This is a genomic window from Moorena sp. SIO1F2, assembly GCF_010672755.1.
GTDB lineage: Bacteria > Cyanobacteriota > Cyanobacteriia > Cyanobacteriales > Coleofasciculaceae > Moorena.
In genome coordinates this window covers 1-3,822 of the sequence record NZ_JAAHFV010000494.1, presented here as the reverse complement: position 1 = coordinate 3,822, position 3,822 = coordinate 1, and the positions used below count along the sequence as shown (strand labels likewise).

Annotated in this window: 6 protein-coding genes and 1 pseudogene; 3 read left to right on the top strand and 4 right to left on the bottom strand. The window is 41.1% G+C overall.

The features are described from left to right. The first annotated feature begins 11 nt into the window (after positions 1–11). A complete protein-coding gene (locus F6J94_RS31620) occupies positions 12–296 on the top strand; it encodes a YccF domain-containing protein (RefSeq protein WP_367142304.1) in 285 nt (94 codons plus the stop codon). 159 nt (positions 297–455) lie between these two features. On the opposite strand, the gene F6J94_RS31615 is transcribed toward F6J94_RS31620, so the two are convergent. From F6J94_RS31615 to F6J94_RS31600, 4 genes are all read right to left on the bottom strand, one after another. Next, a complete protein-coding gene (locus F6J94_RS31615) occupies positions 456–1,457 on the bottom strand; it encodes an NAD/NADP-dependent octopine/nopaline dehydrogenase family protein (RefSeq protein ID WP_293047493.1) in 1,002 nt (333 codons plus the stop codon). A gap of 39 nt (positions 1,458–1,496) precedes the next feature. Then, the gene (locus F6J94_RS31610; RefSeq protein ID WP_293047489.1) at positions 1,497–1,664 is read right to left on the bottom strand and encodes a hypothetical protein; all 168 of its coding nucleotides are present in this window, start codon (positions 1,662–1,664) and stop codon (positions 1,497–1,499) included. A 548-nt stretch (positions 1,665–2,212) separates the two neighbouring features. After that, a complete protein-coding gene (locus F6J94_RS31605; protein WP_293021476.1) occupies positions 2,213–2,365 on the bottom strand; it encodes a hypothetical protein in 153 nt (50 codons plus the stop codon). 56 nt (positions 2,366–2,421) lie between these two features. Beyond that, positions 2,422–2,730, bottom strand: a complete 309-nt coding sequence (locus tag F6J94_RS31600) for a winged helix-turn-helix domain-containing protein (RefSeq protein WP_293047487.1) — start codon at positions 2,728–2,730, stop codon at positions 2,422–2,424. A gap of 35 nt (positions 2,731–2,765) precedes the next feature. Here F6J94_RS31600 and F6J94_RS31595 point away from each other — a divergent pair. Further along, positions 2,766–3,148, top strand: a pseudogene (locus F6J94_RS31595) (DUF433 domain-containing protein). Between the two features lie 16 nt (positions 3,149–3,164). Beyond that, the coding region (locus F6J94_RS31590) for an alpha/beta fold hydrolase (RefSeq protein ID WP_367142303.1) at positions 3,165–3,822 on the top strand (658 nt) is incomplete at its 3' end.

The window sequence follows — 3,822 nt, the reverse complement described above, 5'->3', positions numbered from 1 at the left end:
TCTTACGGTAAATTCAAACCACTCGCTATTGCATCAAGACAGGGATTTGTCTGACTATTATTGGCATCCCCTTTGGAATACAGGCTATCAAGCTGGGCATCGCTACTCTGGCACCATTTGGCAGAACAATTGAGGAAACGTCAGACGCTGGTAGCCTCCTCAATAGGATTTTTAACATTATCTGGCTGCTCGTCTTTGGCTGGGAGATTGCTGTTGCTCATTTGGTCTCATACCAAATCCGCTTGCCAAAACCCCTTTATAAAAATCGACCAAATCTTTTTATGCTAGGAATTTAGGGCTATGCAGATAAGGGGGGTATGGGAACAGGATTTGGTATCAGACGTTTTTGGGCAAACTCGGACAAGTTTTTGGACATTCAGTCTAGCTTATTTAAATGCGATTACCCTGCCCTAAAACCTAGATATTTGTACCTCACCAGTTAGAGAATTGCTAGATTACCAATCAAGTCCTAAAATTTCTGGTAAAGTAGTTAACCCGTATCGCTGCGGACAGCGAGTTTCTCCTATATCTTTGCCAATCAACTCAGAGCCTATTAAATACTCTTTTCTTAACTTATTTTGACACCAAGACAATACTAAATCGATATAAGGAGTTTTGACCCCAGCAATTGCTGCAATACCACGAATAACCACTAAACCAAAAGGAATATCTTCTGTCAAATAGCGGTGATTAAAGTTGGGAAGATAAGTCCCATTCGGCATTTGTAGCATGGGGTGTACAATCCCGTTATAAGCACCATTGGTTAGAAAAACAGTATGTATATTTGTTTTATCGGCAATATATTCACTGTAATGATTCATATCCCAATCATAAACGAAAATCACTTCAGACAAATCTATTTGGGGATATTCTTGGCCAATCTGACGACTAATAGTAAGGATTTCTTCACTAAGTTTACCTAGAAGTTCTGCTGTATACTCATCTATACCATGATAGAATAACGGTTTGTAATCTAAAGGTTGCCCATCCCAATTTTTCCAACGCCCATAGATAATAGGAGGATGACTATAGGCATTCGGAGAAACTAAGGTCATTCCCAATAAATGACCTGAGATAATAAGTTTTGGTAGATTCCCTAAAAGTTTTTGTAACTCTACAATAAATTTAGGTATCCTAGCATTAGAAGGATTGCCTTGTAATGCTCCTACTAATTGTGTTTTGATACTCATAATCTCTACCGATTTGCCAAATTCGCGATTGCCACAAACCCAAGGTAGGGATTCAAAATTGATAACAATACAAGAATTTAATTTTATTCTTAGAGCATACCTAACATCAAACTCAAAGCCATTTTGCCCGGGCATACCAATAAGTATACAGCCTTCTTCAATGTAGGGAAATAGCAGTTTTAGGTACTTTAAGTGTAGGAAAGCTGGAAGTACAAAAATAATTATGTCACTGTTACAGGCTGCCTGAGCAGGATCGTCAGTAACCAAAAAAGGTTGAGACTGTAATTTAGACCAGTCTTTATTTTTTTATTCACGGAAGGTAACAGTTAATGAGTGATTGTTCAAGTGTTCGTTCCAACGTTGGACTTTATTTGAATCATTAATAAAAACCCGAACATTCACATTGGATTTTTGAGAAAAAATCCCGGCTAAAGCATGAGCACCGCTACCGGCACCACAAATTAAAATTTGCATATCTCAAGTTTCTATCTCAGGGTAAACGCATCTTATACCAAATCCGGTTGCCATACCCCCTTAATAAATTAAAGAAACTCTAGCCAATGATAATCAGTCAAATTTCTAATTTCTTCTTTGATTCCACTGAGAATATTACAACGGGAAACCAAAGTTTTTTCCATTCTCTTGGTGCGCATTCCCTAGGTCGGGAAACCCGACCGGGGTCGCACCGCTTCATCAATGGTTTCAAAGTGCTCATTGACCAAGGGCTCATCTACGTGCACACCATAGTCTTTCGGCTGGTTGTAACTCTGGGGAGTAAGCTGGTAAGTATTCCACCATCATGCCTGAGGGAAGATTAACTGTCTTGATGCAATAGCGAGTGGGGGAAACCCCCTGTTCCCTTGCTGCATCGCTTTTTTACTGCGATGCCATCCCGCATTATCTTCTATCAATAAAACTTTTTTTTTCAGAAATACCAGCATCAACGGCAAAGTTTTGATACACTAGATTCAACCATAATGTGTTGACTCTAGGGATTAGATACCACAAAGTTTCTCCAGTTTTTAGTTTGACAAATCCATAGACAGATAACCATTCATAGCGATGGCTAATATCATGTCGGGATAATTACCCTTAATAAAAATCTCCCCATCTCCCCATCTCCCCATCTCCCCATCTCCCCATCTCCCCATCTCCCCATCTCCCCATCTCCCCACCCTCCCTCTAATTATGGGTATTCAACCTGACTTGATATAACTATTGCCGTTGGTCTTTACCCTATGGGACTCCACACTTTCCTTAAAATTGGTTTTAATCCCACTCTATGTTCATCGAAAAACCAGACATCTAGATCAGCCAGGGGATATTTTTGTTCTATTTTTTTGACCTTTAAAGGTAAAGTTTGTTTAAATTTTTCTTGTTCATCTTCATCTGCTTTCCTATGTTTGGGTCTGGGACTCTGATCGGAGTATTTGAGCTTTTTTAGGTCAGGACTTACGCACAGACTCCATGGGTAGGGTGGGCAAGGTTTTGCCCACCCTACAGGTAGCTGATGAAAATAGAAGACTATGTCTTGATGCAATAGCGAGTGGGGGAAACCCCCTGTTCCCTTGCTGCATCGCTTTTGATTTTATTGCTCCTGATGATATTCGCATCAAAGGAACGCGAGTAGGCATTGAGAATGTTCTGTATGAGTACATTTATCGTAATCGTACTCCAGAAGAAATTCTTAACTGTGTCTTGATGCAATAGCGAGTGGGGGAAACCCCCTGTTCCCTTGCTGCATCGCTTTTTACACCATTACCTTGGAACAAGTTTATGGCACAATTCTTTACTACTTAAACAACAAAGAAGTTGTCAGCGAATATATCTCTGACTGGCTGGAATGGAGTCATCAGCAACACAAAGCTCAAGAACTCAACCCTCCTCCAGGTATAGTTCGATTACGAAAATTAAAAGCGGAACAAGAAGCGAAGAATAAAGCCTATACTATGACTTAAGCGCAATCATCCCATCATGCCCATACGTCAAACCTTAGACTTACCAGACATCCAACTGTCTTACCTAGAATGGAACCAAGGCCAAACTCCCTTGTTACTCTTACATGGCTTAGCGGACCATGGCCTAGTGTGGTCTAGCCTCGGGGATTACCTTGCCCCAAACTATCATATTGTTGCTCCAGATCTGCGCGGTCATGGGGAAAGTAGCAAGCCGGATCAAGGCTATACCTTTGATGATCACATCGCCGATTTAGAAGCGTTAATGGATCACCTAGGATGGTCTAGTGCTCATATCCTCGGTCACTCCTGGACTGGTAAATTAGTTCCAATCTGGGCTAAGCAAAATCCATCCCGATTGCGCAGCCTAATTTTGGTGGATCCCTTTTTCATCGGCAAAATTCCGATGTGGTTTAAAGTTCTGTTTCCCCTACTCTTCCGTGTGTTGCCTTTTGTAAAAGCTATGGGCCCCTTTGTCAGTTATGAGCAAGCGGAAGCACAAGCTAAACAATTAAAACAATACCGGGGTTGGAGTCCCTTTCAGCAACAAGTCTTTCAAGCCAGCATTGAACCTAAACCTGATGGCAGTTGGGGCAGTAAATTTGTGGTTCAGGCGAGAAATGAGATTTTTGAAGACGTGATGCGCGTAGCAGGACTAACGGAAATCATTGCTATTC

Bases quoted from the DNA above. Each gene is read 5' to 3' on its own strand.
- F6J94_RS31610 (WP_293047489.1), bottom strand. From the start codon at position 1,664: ATGCAAATTTTAATTTGTGGTGCCGGTAGCGGTGCTCATGCTTTAGCC.